The sequence below is a fragment of the Pseudomonas kielensis genome (assembly GCF_014236655.1).
GTDB classification, from domain to species: Bacteria; Pseudomonadota; Gammaproteobacteria; order Pseudomonadales; family Pseudomonadaceae; genus Aquipseudomonas; species Aquipseudomonas kielensis.
Window position 1 is genome coordinate 66,049 of record NZ_JACMYG010000001.1, and the last position, 15,468, is coordinate 81,516.

At 62.5% G+C, this 15,468-nt stretch carries 13 protein-coding genes and 2 pseudogenes; 8 read left to right on the forward strand and 7 right to left on the reverse strand.

All coding sequences use genetic code 11. From position 1 onward, the window contains the following. Positions 1 to 303: 303 nt before the first annotated feature. Positions 304 to 627 (reverse strand): annotated as a pseudogene (locus tag H7995_RS00300) (calcium:proton antiporter); the annotation flags it as partial. 297 nt (positions 628 to 924) lie between these two features. Here H7995_RS00300 and H7995_RS00305 point away from each other — a divergent pair. Together H7995_RS00305 and H7995_RS00310 are read left to right on the forward strand one after the other, a co-directional pair. Continuing rightward, a complete protein-coding gene (locus H7995_RS00305; protein ID WP_166590902.1) occupies positions 925 to 2,007 on the forward strand; it encodes a BMP family ABC transporter substrate-binding protein in 1,083 nt (360 codons plus the stop codon). A 128-nt stretch (positions 2,008 to 2,135) separates the two neighbouring features. After that, on the forward strand, positions 2,136 to 3,089 hold the full coding sequence (locus H7995_RS00310; protein WP_166590903.1) for an adenosine deaminase: 954 nt from the start codon (positions 2,136 to 2,138) through the stop codon (positions 3,087 to 3,089). 36 nt (positions 3,090 to 3,125) lie between these two features. Here H7995_RS00310 and H7995_RS00315 read toward each other — a convergent pair whose 3' ends face one another. From H7995_RS00315 to H7995_RS00325, 3 genes are all read right to left on the reverse strand, one after another. Then, on the reverse strand, positions 3,126 to 4,499 hold the full coding sequence (locus H7995_RS00315) for an MFS transporter (protein ID WP_166590904.1): 1,374 nt from the start codon (positions 4,497 to 4,499) through the stop codon (positions 3,126 to 3,128). Between the two features lie 134 nt (positions 4,500 to 4,633). Next, positions 4,634 to 5,368: an ArsR/SmtB family transcription factor gene (locus H7995_RS00320; protein WP_166590905.1), complete on the reverse strand. Its 735-nt coding sequence runs from the start codon at positions 5,366 to 5,368 to the stop codon at positions 4,634 to 4,636. 318 nt (positions 5,369 to 5,686) lie between these two features. Then, positions 5,687 to 6,616 carry a LysR family transcriptional regulator gene (locus H7995_RS00325; protein ID WP_185817809.1) on the reverse strand — a complete coding sequence of 310 codons (930 nt, stop codon included), beginning with the start codon at positions 6,614 to 6,616 and terminating at the stop codon, positions 5,687 to 5,689. Positions 6,617 to 6,733: 117 nt separating this feature from the next. On the opposite strand from H7995_RS00325, the gene H7995_RS00330 reads away from it, so the two are divergent. Continuing rightward, a complete protein-coding gene (locus tag H7995_RS00330; RefSeq protein WP_182343359.1) occupies positions 6,734 to 7,747 on the forward strand; it encodes a zinc-binding alcohol dehydrogenase family protein in 1,014 nt (337 codons plus the stop codon). A 146-nt stretch (positions 7,748 to 7,893) separates the two neighbouring features. Further along, positions 7,894 to 8,064, forward strand: coding sequence for a hypothetical protein (locus H7995_RS00335; protein ID WP_166590908.1), 171 nt, complete (start codon positions 7,894 to 7,896; stop codon positions 8,062 to 8,064). A 1-nt stretch (position 8,065) separates the two neighbouring features. Here the strand turns inward: H7995_RS00335 and H7995_RS00340 are convergent, their stop codons facing one another. After that, on the reverse strand, positions 8,066 to 9,259 hold the full coding sequence (locus H7995_RS00340) for a multidrug effflux MFS transporter (RefSeq protein ID WP_166590909.1): 1,194 nt from the start codon (positions 9,257 to 9,259) through the stop codon (positions 8,066 to 8,068). A gap of 90 nt (positions 9,260 to 9,349) precedes the next feature. Next, complete coding sequence (locus tag H7995_RS00345; RefSeq protein ID WP_166590910.1) at positions 9,350 to 9,550, reverse strand: heavy-metal-associated domain-containing protein; 201 nt, start codon at positions 9,548 to 9,550, stop codon at positions 9,350 to 9,352. 146 nt (positions 9,551 to 9,696) lie between these two features. Here H7995_RS00345 and H7995_RS00350 point away from each other — a divergent pair, with 146 nt between their 5' ends. The 3 genes from H7995_RS00350 to cueR all read left to right on the forward strand — a co-directional run bounded on the left by H7995_RS00350 (position 9,697) and on the right by cueR (position 12,982). After that, a complete protein-coding gene (locus H7995_RS00350) occupies positions 9,697 to 10,074 on the forward strand; it encodes a hypothetical protein (protein WP_166590911.1) in 378 nt (125 codons plus the stop codon). A 101-nt stretch (positions 10,075 to 10,175) separates the two neighbouring features. Further along, the gene (locus H7995_RS00355) at positions 10,176 to 12,572 is read left to right on the forward strand and encodes a heavy metal translocating P-type ATPase (protein ID WP_185817810.1); all 2,397 of its coding nucleotides are present in this window, start codon (positions 10,176 to 10,178) and stop codon (positions 12,570 to 12,572) included. Further along, positions 12,569 to 12,982: a Cu(I)-responsive transcriptional regulator gene (gene cueR / locus H7995_RS00360; protein WP_166590913.1), complete on the forward strand. Its 414-nt coding sequence runs from the start codon at positions 12,569 to 12,571 to the stop codon at positions 12,980 to 12,982. Before H7995_RS00355 ends, cueR begins: the two co-directional genes overlap by 4 nt. A gap of 55 nt (positions 12,983 to 13,037) precedes the next feature. On the opposite strand, the gene H7995_RS00365 is transcribed toward cueR, so the two are convergent. Then, positions 13,038 to 13,931 (reverse strand): PA4780 family RIO1-like protein kinase, encoded by an 894-nt coding sequence (locus H7995_RS00365; RefSeq protein ID WP_095170209.1) that lies wholly within the window; start codon positions 13,929 to 13,931, stop codon positions 13,038 to 13,040. A gap of 507 nt (positions 13,932 to 14,438) precedes the next feature. Between H7995_RS00365 and H7995_RS28770 the strand changes: the two are divergent. Then, positions 14,439 to 15,365 (forward strand): annotated as a pseudogene (locus H7995_RS28770) (HAMP domain-containing protein); the annotation flags it as partial. Positions 15,366 to 15,468: the final 103 nt, after the last annotated feature.

Sequence of the window (15,468 nt, forward strand, 5' to 3'; positions counted from 1 at the left end):
GGCTCTGGATTACCCTGTCGTCACTGGGTTACGGAGAGCACCTTTCTAGACAATGGACACACCATGCCGTTCATCCTCGAATATCCATAGATCTCGAGCAGAGTCAGATACAGGCTCAGAAAAATTTCCGGGCTTCCGGGGTATGCCATAGATAGAGGTGTGTCAGGAAGGACGAGGCAAGAGCACTCCCAATCAAATACACATCTTAATCTTCCCCATCAAGAGCAAGAGCAAGAGCAAGAGCAAGAGCAAGAGCAGGTCAAAGCCTAAGGGCTTTGACACCAAAGCGGAGTGTGTCTAGAAAATCACCGCCGAGTAGATGGTATCGCGCACCAGGGTCGGCGAGGCTTCGTTGCTCATCATGATCGCCAGGATCACCACCTCCACCAGCACCGCAGCCAGGGTCAGGATCATGGTGCCGTAGGGATCACCGACCTTTTCCGCCAGCAGCTCGGCATGATGGGCGACGCTCATCGAGGCCATCACGATAAAGGCGATCAGCGCCATGCCGCCGGCCAGCGCAATCACCTGCCCGCTGTGCAGCAACCAGTGCTCCAGGGGAAAGACGACCAATGCTGCCAGCAGCGCCAGCAGGAGAAGCTTTTCTTGCTTGAGGAAGGTGAGCATAACGGTCCCTTGTACCGAAGCCAGCGACGCCTTGGCGATGAGTGACTGACTGCGATGTCACGCCCATGTTCCGTTGAACCTTAGCGCACCGTTGCATGGCAGTTGGTGCGCGGGGTGCACTTTATTGGTCTTCCCGGCACCTTGGCGGGCAGGCCTTGCTCCGCCAGGACGATCATGAACCTGTAAGAGCAAGGCTTGCCCGCGATGGATTGTGCCGGGTTCGACGGCATTAGTTGTCCTGTTGGTCAGTAATTTGCATTGACCTGGTCAACCCCAAAACATCCCGGAGTTCCCTTCATGCACAAACGTCCGTTGCATACGCTGCTTTGCGCCGTCGTCACCGCCCTTGGCCTCAGCGCCAGCCTGACCGCCAGTGCGGCCGATCCGCTGAAAGTCGGCTTCGTCTACATCGGCCCGATCGGCGATCACGGCTGGACCTATCAGCATGAGCAGGGGCGCAAGGCGCTGGTGGAGAAATTCGGCGAGCAGATCAGCAGCCACTATGTGGAGAACGTCGCCGAAGGGGCGGACGCCGAGCGGGTGATCCGCAACATGGCCAAGGAGCAATACGACCTGATCTTCACCACCTCCTTCGGCTACATGAACCCGACCCTGAAAGTCGCCCGGCAGTTTCCCCAGGTGACCTTCGAACACGCCACCGGCTACAAGCAGGACAAGAACCTGGGCACCTACCTGGCCCGTACTTATGAGGGACGTTACGTCGGCGGTTTTCTCGCCGCGAAAATGACCAAGAGCAAAAAGATCGGCTACGTCGCCTCCTTCCCGATCCCCGAGGTCATCCGCGACATCAACGCCATCCAACTGGCCCTGAACAAGTACAACCCCGGTACCGAGATCAAAGTCGTGTGGGTCAACTCCTGGTTCGACCCGGGCAAGGAAGCCGATGCCGCCAACGCGCTGATCGACCAGGGCGTCGACGTGGTGTTCCAGCACACCGACAGCCCGGCGCCGATCCAGGCCGCCGAACGCCGCGGCGTGTATGCCGTGGGCTACGCCTCGGACATGGCCCACTTCGGCCCCAAGGCAGTGCTGACCTCGATCGTCAACGACTGGGGACCGCACTACATCCAGGCCACGCAAAGCGTCATCGATCACAGCTGGAAGTCCCAGGATTACTGGGGTGGACTGAAAGAGGGCACCGTTGAACTGCCGATCAGCGAGCTGGTGCCCGCCGCAGTGAAAAGCGAAGCCGAGCAGATCATCGCCGACATCAAGAGCGGCGCGTTCCATCCGTTCAGCGGCCCGATCAAGGACCAGGCCGGCAGCGAAAAAATCCCGGCGGGCTCAAGCGCGAGCAATGCCGAACTGGCGTCGATGAACTACTACGTCGAAGGCATGCAGGCCGAAATGCCAAAGTAACCCCCCGCCCCCTGTGGGAGCAGGCTGGCTCCCACAGGCCCCAGGCTGAACCGCTTGGTCAGGTTTTACTCAATGTTTGCACGGGCATCTGTAGAATGCCCGCCATAAGCACCTGATGAGAACCGCACATGTACGATTGGCTGAACGCCCTGCCCAAGGCTGAACTGCACCTGCACCTGGAGGGCTCGCTGGAGCCCGAGCTGCTGTTCGCCCTGGCCGAACGCAACAAGATCGCCCTGCCCTGGAGCGACGTCGAGACCCTGCGCAAGGCCTATGCCTTCAACAACCTGCAAGAGTTCCTCGACCTCTATTACCAGGGCGCCGATGTGCTGCGCACCTCGCAGGACTTCTACGACCTGACCTGGGCCTACCTGCTGCGCTGCAAGGCGCAGAACGTGATTCACACCGAACCCTTCTTCGACCCACAGACCCACACCGACCGCGGCGTACCCTTTGAAGTGGTACTGAACGGGATCGCCAGCGCGCTTAAAGACGGCGAGCAGCAACTGGGCATCACCAGCGGCCTGATCCTCAGCTTCCTGCGCCACCTGAGCGAAGAAGAAGCCGAGAAGACCCTGACCCAGGCACTGCCGTTCCGTGACGCCTTTGTCGCTGTCGGCCTCGACAGTTCCGAAATGGGCCACCCGCCGAGCAAGTTCCAGCGCGTGTTCGACCGTGCCCGTCACGAAGGTTTCCTGACCGTCGCCCATGCCGGTGAAGAAGGCCCGCCGGAATACATCTGGGAAGCCATCGACCTGCTGAAAATCCAGCGCATCGACCATGGCGTGCGCGCCATCGAAGACGAGCGCCTGATGCAGCGGATCATCGACGAGCAGATCCCGCTGACCGTCTGCCCGCTGTCCAACACCAAGCTCTGTGTGTTCGACCACATGTCCCAGCACAACATTCTCGACATGCTCGAGCGTGGGGTGAAGGTCACGGTGAACTCCGATGACCCGGCGTACTTTGGCGGTTATGTGACCGAGAACTTCCACGCGCTGTACACCGACCTGGGCATGACCCAGGACCAGGCCAAACGCCTGGCGCAGAACAGCCTGGATGCGCGCCTGGTAAAACCCTGAACGCAAAAGATCGCAGCCTGCCCGGCTGCGATCTTTTCAGACGGCTTCGGTCAACTCCTCCAGGGTCTTGCCCCGCGTCTCCATCCCGAACACCCAGACCACCACCGCGGCAATAGCGAAGCACATCGCGCCCAACGCAAAGACCCCGCCCTGCCCGGTGACAGGAAACACCAGCCCCGTCACCAACGGCCCCAGCAACGAACCCACGCGGCCAATCGCCGAGGCAAATCCGGACCCCGTGGCCCGCGCTGAAGTCGGGTACAGCTCCGGGGTGTAGGTGTACAGCACCGCCCACATGCCGAACAGGAAGAACTGCATCAACAGCCCCGTGCCGATCAGCAGGCTGACGTTGCCGCCAAACACCGCGCTTTGCCCATACAAAAACGCCATCACCCCACCGCCCAGCAACGTGATGACGCACACCGGCTTGCGCCCCCAGCGCTCCACCAGCCAGGCCGCCATGAGGAACCCGGGAATCCCGCCGAGGGAAATCAGCACCGTGTAATACACCGACTGGGTCACGGCAAAACCGGACTGTTGCAGCAGTGCACTGAGCCAGGACGTGAGGCCGTAAAAGCCAAGCAGGGCAAAGAACCAGACACTCCAGATCATCAGGGTGCGCTGGCGATACAGCGGCGACCAGATCTGCCCCAAGGCGCTGAAGAAGTTGCCGGGACGGTGCTCGGCCCTGGGCAGGCGAATCGGCGTCGGCAGATCGGCGCGTCCCAGGGAGGCCCGGACTTTATCCTCGATCCGCAACAGCACCTTGTCGGCGGCATCAACGTGCCCCGCCTGCTCCAGCCAGCGCGGTGATTCGGGGATGAAGAAGCGGATCGCCAACACAAACACCGCCGGTACCGCCAGCACCAGGAAGATGTCGCGCCAACCGATCACGGGCAACAGGAAATACGACAACACCCCCGCCGCGACAAACCCCAGCGGCCAGAAGCCATCCATCAGGGCGATGTAACGTCCGCGACGCTTGGCCGGAATCAGCTCGGACAACATCGACTGGGCAATCGGAAACTCCATGCCCATGCCAATCCCCAGCAGAATACGGAACAAGGTCAGGGTCTCGACGGTTTGCGCCGTGGAACACAGGTAGCTGGCGATCCCCCACAACACGATGCTCCACTGGAACACCGGCTTGCGTCCGAAACGGTCGGCCAGCATGCCGGACAACGATGCTCCCAGGACCATACCGAAGAAGCTCGAGCTGGCCAGTAACCCGGCCTGTGCCGTGCTCAAGCCGAACTCGGCTTTGATCGAGCCCAAAAGGAAAGTCATCATGGCCAGGTCCATGGAGTCGAAGAAAAACGCCAGGGCAATGATGATGAAGATGACTCGGTGATACCCGCTGATGGGTAACCGTTCCAGCCGTTCCGCCGCACTGTAGCCTTGTGTATCCATGCCCTGCTCCCCAATCCGAAAGTCCCCGGATCGAGTGTGCGCGAACGCCGGGATGGAGGATTGCTGGATACGACCTGGCAACAGCCCTGAGCGACGTCTGAACCTGAGGCGCCAGACGTCGATCACACCGGCGATTAAAGGGCCATTTCCAGCTCAGGCGCCTTGCCGAACAGATCCAGCTCCCGGACACCAGTCGGGGTCACCTGCAAGGCCCGTGAATCACCGGACACACTCAGCCAACCGGACTGGATGAACAACTGCAACAACGCGGCCCCCAACGTGCCCCCCAGGTGCGGCCGACGCTCGCTCCAGTCGGGGCAGGCACAGGCCACCTGCGTGCTGCTGTGGGCCAATGCCTGAACGAAAACCCCATGGCTGGCCAGTTGATTGGCACCTTTGTGGGTCACCAGGATGCGTTTGTCCAACTGTTCGATCCAGCCGGAATCCAGTAGACGCTGAAACAGATCAGCCGCCAGGGTGCCGCCAAAATGTTCTTCGCAGAGGCGGGCGCGCAGCAGCGACGACGGGGCTGCCTGGACCTTGGCCAGCGCGCTGGTGCGCTTGAATACCTGGGCAATGTTGCCCGGCGAACTGGCCAGGGTGGCACTGGCCAATGCCTCGACCGCCGCCCCGACTTCGGGCGCGGCCAGCCGGTAGAACCGCTTGCGTCCGCGCTCCTCGATCTTCAACAGTCCACCGCTGAACAAACGCCCGAGATGGGCGTTGGCCGAGGACGGCGACAAACCGGCCAACAATGCCAGCTCCTCCGATTGCCGGGCAATCCCATCCATCAAGGCCCACATCATCGCGCTACGCTTCGGGTCAGCCAGTAGTGTGGCGATCTGACTGATGCAAGGTGCATGTTCCATGTATTCACTCCCTGTTGAATCATTTGTCTACTGCTCGGGGGACATCTTGACCAGTAATATGATGCCGGCCAAGGCGTGATAACCGCCAAAAACCGGGCTAAACAACTAATTTAAGCGACAAACTTCTTCGAAATCCTCAAGCCAGCCCAGTGATTTTCCGCTGCGCAAACCGGGGGATCGAGCAAGGCTGCACGGGGTCGCGAACCAGGTCGCGAACTCAGGCGGGCGCTAGTATAAGCGTGATGAACGACGGTTCCTGCCCTGGGGAAACCGCCAAAGCTGATAGGTGCTGAGTGAAATTTCGCTATGTAAGGGCGATTAATGGCTCATGACAAATCTTGTCGAAAATTGACCACTCAAATGCTCACACCGACGCTTGAGCATTTCCCTTAGCAGGTTCACCGGCTTACTCAATTGGGCGCGATGGGCGCACAACAAATTCAGCGGTGCACGCTCGCCCTGCAACTCCGGCAGCAGCACCGTCAAGCGCCCGGCCTGCACGTCGGCGGCCACGTCCAGCCAGGACTTGTAGGCAATCCCGGCCCCCGCCACCGCCCACAGGCGCACCACATCGGCGTCATCACTGAAACGATCACCGCTGACCGTCAGGCTCACGTCCCGCTTGCCATCGTGAAAGCGCCAATGGTCGTGAACCCGACTGCCCAGCATGTACAGCAGGCAATTGTGCTGGGCCAGTTGTTCCAGTTGGCACGGTACGCCACACCTCGCCAGGTATTGCGGGGCGGCACACAACACCCGGCGATTGTCCGGGGCAATGGGCAGCGCCACGAGGCTTGAGTCTTCCGGCTCGCCATACCGCAGGGCGACGTCCACCGGCTGGCGGAACAGATCGGCGATCCGGTCGCCCAGCAGCAGGCGCACCGTGAGCAGGGGATGCTCACGCTGGAACTCGTCCAGCCAGGGCAACAACAGATTGCGTCCGAAGTCCGAAGGCGCCGACAGTTGCAGGACCCCGCTGACCTGGTCCTGGCCGCGCGCCAGCAACCGCCGTCCTTCATCCAGCTGGCCCAATGCCGCGCGGGCATACACCAGGAACCCCTCGCCTTCCGCAGTCAGGCGCAAGCTACGGGTGGAACGCGCCAACAGCCGCGCCCCCAGTTGCTGCTCGATCCGCTTCAGCGCCGCGCTGGCCACCGCCGGCGACATGTCCATGCCCCGTGCCGCCGCCGACAGGCTACCCAGGTCAGCCGCCCGCACAAACAGCAACAAGTCATCGAAACGCAGCATCGGCGCCCTCGCATTATCAAAAAACAATTGAAAGAGACTGTGCTTTTAGCGGGTTTTATCTTGCAGATAAATAGCCAATCATCTGCTGCATCCCATGACCACCGAGCCCAACCACCCATGAAAGCCATCGCCTACTACCACAGCTTGCCCATCAGCGACCCGAACGCCCTGCAGGACATCGAGCTGCCAGCACCCGTCGCCGGTCCCCGTGACGTGCTGGTGGAAGTCAAAGCCATCTCCGTCAACCCGGTGGACACCAAGGTCCGCCAGAACGTCGCCCCTGAAGGTGGCGCCGCCAAAGTCCTGGGCTGGGATGTGGCCGGCGTGGTCAAGGCAGTCGGCACCGACGTGAGCCTGTTCAAGCCCGGTGACAAGGTCTACTACGCCGGTTCCATCGCCCGCGCCGGGGGCAACAGCGAGTTGCACGTGGTCGACGAGCGGATTGTCGGCCACATGCCCAAGTCCCTGGGTTTTGCCGAGGCCGCAGCGCTGCCGCTGACGGCGATTACCGCCTGGGAACTGCTGTTCGAACGCCTGCAGGTGCGCGAAGGCAACACTGACGAAGGGCAAAGCCTGCTGATCGTCGGCGCTGCCGGTGGCGTCGGCTCGATCCTCACCCAACTGGCCAGCCGGCTCACGGCCCTGAAGGTCATTGGCACCGCCTCGCGCCCAGAAACCCACGCCTGGGTAGAAACCCTGGGCGCCGACCTGGTCATCGATCACCGCCTGCCGCTGAGCGAAGAGCTCAAGCGCGTCGGTCAGCCCCAGGTCACCCATGTGGCGAGCCTGACCCAGACCGACCAGCACTTCGCCCAACTGGTGGAGGCCCTGGCGCCCCAAGGCAAACTTGCACTGATCGACGATCCCAAGGCGCTGGACATCACCCAGCTCAAACGCAAGAGCCTGTCGCTGCATTGGGAGTTCATGTACACCCGCTCGCTGTTCGAGACCGCCGACATGCTGGAGCAGCACAAGCTGCTCAACCGGGTCGCCGCGCTGATCGATGACGGCACCTTGCAGACCACCGTCGGCGAGCACTTTGGCACCATCAATGCGGCCAATCTGCGACGGGCCCATGAGCTGCTGGAGAGCGGCACCGCCAAGGGCAAGATTGTCCTCGAAGGCTTCTGAATGTGAAGGGACGGACCCTGTGCGCAAGGGGAATTGCGCACAGGGCACCGTCAGTCAGAGAGTTGATCCGTGTCACAACTTTGCGTGGGTTCGAGACTACAATCGACAGCTCATGCAGTGCTTTCTTTTACGCACGGAGGTCAGCAATGAAGATCCTGATAAAAGAACTGGCAAAATCCCGGTGGCAAGTGCGCCTGGATAATCAAGCCGTAAACTTCCGCTCCGAAGCCGAAGCCCGGGCTTTTACCTCGACCCTCGAGGCCCGCTTGCACGCCCCCCATTACCTTCCCGAACCCCAGCAACGCGCGGCCGGCTGACTCACACTGGCACCTGCGCCGCACGGGCGACTTGCAGGCGACGGGTGAGCATCGCGACGCTCACCACCAATATCCCGCACAGGCTGATGACCATCGCCATCGGCATGGCCGTGCCGTCGTGCAACACCCCCACCAATGCCGCTGCCCCGGCGGCGACACTGAACTGCAGGCAGCCAAGCATGGCCGAGGCACTGCCGGCGCGCGCGCCCTGCCCGCTCATCGCGCAGGCTGCGGCGTTGGGGATGATGCAGCCCAGGCTGGCGATGCAGATGAACAGCGGAATCAGCAAGGGCCAGAGTTGTTCGGTGTGCAGCGTGCTGACCGCCAGCAGGGTCAGGCCCGCCGCCAGATAGACCCACACCGCGCGCGCCAGCAGGAACGCCGGCCCGCGCTTGGACAGCAAGCGCGCATTGAGTTGCGCCACCAGAATGAAACCTGCCGCGTTGATGCCGAACAGCCAGCCGAAATGCTCCGGCGGCACGCCGTACAGCTTGATAAACACGAAGGGTGAACCGGCGATGTAGGCAAACATCCCGGCGATCGCAATGCCCCCGGTCAGGGCGTGTCCGAGGAAGACCTTGTCCGCAAGCAACCGACCGTACTGACGCAGCGCGCCGGACAATGGCTGGCGTGGCTGGTTGGCCGGCAGACTTTCCGGCAGGCCCAGGGCAACGGCCAGGGCAGACAGGGCGCTGAACGCGGTCAAGGCAATGAAGATCGACTGCCAGCCATGCAAGTTAACCAGCAACCCACCCAGCATCGGGGCGAGGATCGGGGCCAGGCCCATCACCAGCATCAATTGTGAAAAGACTTTGGCCGAGCCCACCGCATCACACTTGTCGCTGACCACCGCGCGGGAAATCACCATCCCGGCGCAACCGCCGAGGGCCTGCACAAAACGCGCGGCGATCAACCCATCCAGGCTCGGGGCGAAGGCACACGCCAGCGAAGCCAGGGTGAACAGCGTCACGCCCACCAGCAGCGGAATGCGCCGACCGAAACGATCAGCCACCGGCCCATAGGCCAACTGTCCCAGCGACAAACCGAGGAAGTACGAGGCCAGGGTCATCTGCACGTGTTTTTCGTCGGTGCCGAACGCAGCAGCCATGGCCGGGAACGCGGGCAGGTAGAAATCGATGGCCAGCGGCCCAAAAGCGCTCAAGGCGCCAAGAATCAGAATGGTACGGAAATTCATCAGGCGTCCAGCTCACATCAGTCGGCAGCCCGACAGTCTAGCCGCGCTTGGACGCCTTGAACATTCCGATAGCTCGCTAACTAACAAGTTTCATCCAGCCAACTTGACCGCATACCCTTCCTCGCTGATCGCACTGATCACCTGCTCGGCCGACAAGCTGCTTTCCACACCCACTTCCTTCGCCGCCAGGTCGATCCGCACACTGGCCGCCGGATCCTTGGCCTGCAGGGCCTGGGTAATGGTCCGGACGCAGTGACCGCACGACATACCTTGAACGTTGAATACTTGCATGGGGCATCTCCTTTGATGGGGTTGGCAGCAGTCTTGAGCTTGCCACCATGGCAAGGTCAAGTTCCGCGATAAACGGCCGGGCTGGCATTGCACCGCTTGCTCGGTCAAGCTTGGCCATCCATGACATATAAGCAGGAGACTCAGCCATGCGCTGGCACGCTTTCAGCCTACTGGGCATGCTCAGTCTTTGCGCCGCCGCCTCGCCGGCCAGTGCAGAAGACTACGCAGTACTGATCATTTCGCGCGAGCGCCTGGAAGTCGCGACCCCGTGCGAAATCGGGGTGTACATCCAGGACCAGCTGTCCGCGCGGCTGTTCCAGGAGCAGAGCACCTCGTTCAACCTGCCGCCCGGCAACTTCTCCCTGCGCCTGAAACTGCTGCCCGGCCAGGTGCCCGGCTGCAACCCCGGGATGCTTGCCCCCGGCTCACAGAACATCACCCTGCGCGCCGGTGATCTCCACAAATACCGCATCGCCATGAACGCCCAGGGCATGTACCTGAAGCAGGAACCATTGGGTTACTGAACCCCGCCCCCACAAGGGGTGTGGCGTTTTGCACATGGCGCTTGACCTTGCCAGCATGGCAAGGTTGAACCTGTAGGTCATTTCTACAGGGAGTAAGACCGATGTCCGATTCCACCACCTTCGATCTGCCGATTGCCGGCATGACCTGCGCCAGTTGCGCCGGGCGCGTCGAGCGGGCGCTGACTAAAGTCGAGGGCGCCACCGCTGTCAGCGTCAACCTGGCGACCGAACAGGCGCGCGTCCAGGCTCCGCACGACAGCTTGCCGGCACTGATACAGGCCGTTCAGCAAGCCGGCTACAGCGTCCCCGCCCAGAGCCTGGAACTGAGCATCGGCGGCATGACCTGCGCCTCGTGCGCCGGCCGTATCGAGCGCGCGCTGCTCAAGGTGGCCGGGGTCAAAAGCGTCAGCGTCAACCTGGCCAGCGAACGGGCACACCTGAAGTTGCTCAGCCAGATTGACCCGCACGTGCTGATCAATGCCGTGACCAAGGCCGGTTACAGCGCCAGCGTCTGGCAAGCCGAGCAACGCTCCAACGACGACCAGCAACAACGCCTGCAGCGTGAACGCTGGAGCGTCCTGCTGGCCGTGCTCCTGGCGTTGCCACTGGTGCTGCCGATGCTGGTGCAACCCTTCGGCCTGCACTGGATGCTCCCGGCCTGGGTGCAGTTCATCCTGGCCACGCCGGTGCAGTTCATCTTCGGTGCGCGTTTTTATGTCGCCGCCTGGAAAGCCGTGCGCGCCGGTGCCGGCAACATGGACTTGCTGGTCGCCCTGGGCACCAGCGCCGGGTATGGCTTGAGCATCTACCTGTGGGCAACCGCCAGCGCGGGCACCGAACCCCACCTGTACTTCGAAGCCTCGGCCGTGGTCATCGCCCTGGTCTTGCTCGGCAAGTACCTGGAGAGCCGCGCCAAACGCCAGACCGCCAGCGCCATTCGGGCCCTTGAAGCCTTGCGCCCGGAGCGAGCGATCCAGGTGATCGACGGTCGCGAACAGGACGTTGCCATCAGCGCCCTGCGCCTGGGTGACCTGGTGCTGGTCAAGCCCGGCGAACGGTTCCCGGTGGACGGTGAGGTGGTCGAGGGCCAGAGCCACGCCGACGAAGCCCTGATCAGCGGTGAAAGCCTGCCGGTGCCCAAGCAGCCCGGCGACAGCGTCACCGGTGGCGCCATCAACGGCGAAGGCCGCCTGCTGGTGCGCACCCAGGCCCTCGGGGCAGAAACCGTGCTGGCGCGGATCATCCGCCTGGTCGAAGACGCCCAGGCGGGCAAGGCGCCGATTCAAAAGCTGGTGGACAAGGTCAGCCAGGTGTTCGTGCCGGTGGTGCTGCTGCTGGCCCTGGCCACCCTGATCGGTTGGTGGCTGTACGGCGCCCCTCTGGAAACCGCCGTCATCAACGCGGTGGCCGTGCTGGTGATCGCCTGTCCTTGTGCACTGGGCCTGGCCACGCCCACCGCGATCATGGCCGGAACCGGCGTCGCCGCCCGTCACGGCATTCTGATCAAGGACGCCGAAGCCCTGGAGCGCGCCCACGAAGTCAGCGTGGTGGTATTCGACAAGACCGGCACACTGACCTCCGGCACCCCGCGCATCGCCCACTTCAGCGCCGTCGACGGCAACGAAGCGACGCTGTTGCAACAAGCCGGCGCCCTGCAACGCGGTAGCGAACACCCGCTGGCCAAGGCCGTGCTGGATGCCTGTGCCGAGCGTGACCTGGCCGTGGCCGACGTCACGGCCAGCCAGTCCCTGACCGGTCGCGGCATTGCCGGCACCCTGGACGGTCGGCGATTGGCCCTGGGCAATCGCCGCCTGCTCGAGGAAAGCGGCTTGAGCGCCGGATCCCTGGCAGACTCGGCCACGGCCTGGGAAGCAGAAGGCCGGACACTGTCCTGGTTGATCGAACAAAGCCCCGAGTCGCGGGTACTGGGCCTGTTCGCCTTTGGCGACACCCTCAAGCCCGGCGCCCTGCAGGCCATCGAGGAATTGAACAGCCAGCACATCGGCAGCCACTTGCTGACAGGCGACAACCGGGGTAGCGCCAAGGTGGTCGCCCAAGCCCTGGGCATCAGCAACGTGCACGCCGAAGTGCTGCCTGCGGAAAAAGCCTCGACCGTGACCGAACTGAAGAAAACCGGGGTGGTGGCAATGGTCGGCGACGGCATCAACGACGCTCCGGCGCTGGCGGCGGCGGACATCGGCATCGCCATGGGCGGCGGCACCGACGTGGCCATGCACGCGGCCGGCATCACCCTGATGCGCGGCGACCCGCGCCTGGTACCCGCTGCGCTGGAGATCAGCCGCAAGACCTATGCGAAGATCCGCCAGAACCTGTTCTGGGCCTTCGTCTATAACCTGATCGGGATCCCGCTGGCCGCATTCGGCCTGCTCAACCCGGTCATGGCCGGTGCAGCGATGGCCCTGTCCAGCGTCAGCGTGGTCAGCAACGCCCTGCTGCTCAAGACCTGGAAACCGAAAAAACTGGAGGAGCTGGAATGAACATCGGCCAAGCCGCCCGCCAAAGTGGCCTGAGCGCCAAGATGATTCGTTATTACGAGTCGATCGGCCTGCTCAAGCCGGCGCACCGCACCGACAGTGGCTACCGCCTGTATGGCGAACAAGACCTGCACAGCCTGGCCTTCATCAAGCGCTCCCGCGACCTGGGCTTCTCGCTGGAGGAAGTCGGCAAGCTGCTGGCCCTCTGGCAGGATCGCCAACGGGCCAGCGCCGACGTCAAGGCCCTGGCCCGCCAGCACATTGACGAGCTGAACCAGAAAATCCGTGAACTGGGCCAGTTGCGCGACACCCTGCAGGACCTGGTGGAGCATTGCCAGGGCGACCACCGCCCGGACTGCCCGATCCTCAAGGAACTGGCCTCGGGCTGCTGCGCCAAACCCGCTCATCGCTGACCCTGTCGGCATCCCACAAAAAACCCGGCCGAGGCCGGGTTTTTGCTGCAAGCGATTACTGCATCCAGGGCGGAGGCGGCTCTTCGGCTTTGCTCGGTGGCGCGTCGTCTGCGGCGCGGATCGCCTGGCGGCGCTCCTCGTCCAGGCGAGCGGCTTCGATCTCACGCATGATGCCGCCGACGTCCGCCAGTTCTTCCGGCTCGTCGAACTCGCCGGTCAGGATACTGGCCGGGTGCAAGGTCCCGGCTTCATACAGGGCCCACATCTCCTTGGCGTAGCGGGTGCGCTTGAGCTCCGGGGCAAAGCGCCCGAAGTACGAGGCCATGTTGCCCACATCCCGCTCGAGCATGCTGAAGGCGTGGTTGTTGCCCGCCGCATCCACCGCTTGCGGCAGGTCGATGATCACCGGACCGTCCGGCGTCAGCAGCACGTTGAACTCCGACAGGTCACCGTGCACCAGACCGGTACACAACATCAGCACGATCTGGGAAATCAGGAAAGCGTGATACTCACGGGCCTGATCGGCATCCAGCACCACGTCGTTCAGGCGTGGAGCGGCATCGCCGAACTCGTCGGCCACCAACTCCATCAGCAGCACGCCTTCCAGGAAGTCGAACGGCTTGGGCACCCGCACCCCAGCACCGGCCAGGCGGAACAACGCCGCCACTTCGGCGTTCTGCCAGGCATCCTCGGTTTCTTTTTTACCGAACTTGGAGCCCTTGGCCATGGCCCGGGCCTGTCGGCTGTTGCGCACCTTGCGGCCTTCCTGGTATTCGGCGGCCTGGCGGAAACTGCGTTTATTCGCCTCCTTGTAAACCTTGGCGCAACGTAATTCGTTGCCGCAGCGCACCACATAAACAGCTGCTTCTTTGCCACTCATGAGTGGGCGCAGCACCTCGTCGACCAGACCGTCCTCGATCAGGGGTTCAATGCGTTTTGGAGTCTTCATCAGCTTTTATTGTGGGTCCTTTATTACCAAACACGCGAAAGTCATTCGTTATACGGCAATCCACTCACGGCGGGGAGGGGTTGCCGACCTATGAACCCTGTGGATGCACTCAATGTGCCAGATTTATCCACTCAACCCTGAGGACCGAGGCAGATCATAGCCCAGACTCTGACTTAGGTTAGCAGGCCGATTAGCAGGCATTTGCGACAGATTGCGCGATCCAAAAGCCAGCCACGTGTAGGTTTTTTTCCATTAGCCCTCAATTTCCCTCTCCAGCGGCCGAAGTCATCCATGACAAAAGGATTTGTCCGACAATCGGCCAATAAGAACAAGTGTGGAGCGCGGATGAACATCAAACAAAAACTGACCTGGGCATTTGCAATCATTGCCTGCTTGCCCGTGGTCCTGGTTGCCACCCTGGTGGTGATGAACCTGCGCAGTGATGCCAAGGACACCTTTGTCGACAGCAGCGCTCGCGAGATTCGCCAGGTCAGCAACGCCATGCAAATGTTTTTCGACGGCATCAGCCAGAACGTCGACTATCTGGCCTCGCTGCCGCTGATCAAGAACACCGACGCCAGCCTCAAGACCTACATGGCCGCCAACGCGGCGGACATCCCGCAAGGCGAGATGGACAAACAAGTGTTCGCCCTCCTGCAGAACCTGGGCAACAGTCACCCCGCCTATGCCTACGCCATCGTCGGCACCAGCGCCGGCGGCTACGTGTCCTGGCCCGATGACGCCAAACTGTCCAACTACGACCCGCGCCAGCGCCCCTGGTACAAGGCCGCCCAGGCCAACCCGGGCAAACCGCTGCGCACCGCGGCCTATTACTGGACCGATAACAACACCACCTACGTCAGCACCGTGCGCACCCTCGATAACCAGCTGGGGATCAATGGCGGCGTGGTCAGTATCGACGTGACGCTGACCCAGCTCACCGAACTGGTCAAACAGATCAAGCTCGGCGAAACCGGCTACCTGATGCTGATGGAAAACAACGGCACCGTGCTGGTCGACCCACAACGGCCCGAGCACAACTTCAAGCCGTTGAACTCCCTGGGCGAGGGTTACGCGCAGCTGGCCAAGGCCGGCAAGGGCCTGGTGGAAGTCGAACTGAACGGCGAGCGCTACATGGCCAACGTCTGGCCGTCGGAGCAACTGGGCTGGACGTTCATCGGCCTGATCAAGCAAGCCGATGTGATGAGCGAAGCGACCCAGTTGACCTGGCTGATCGCAATCATCGCCGCAGTCCTGGCGGCGATCTTCGCCGTGGTCGGGGCCAGTTTCGCCAGCCTGATCGTGCGGCCGATCCGCAGTGTCGCCAGTGGCCTGGAAGGCATCGCGCAAGGCGAAGGCGACCTGACCCAGAACCTGCAGGTCCGTGGCAGCGACGAAACCGCGCAACTGGCCAGCTGGTTCAACCAGTTCCTGGCGGCGATTCGCAGCCTGATCCAGCACATCGGCGGCTCCGCGACCAAGATCCTCGCCAACTCCCACAACGCCACCCAGGTGTCTGGCGAGATGGCCGAAGCCG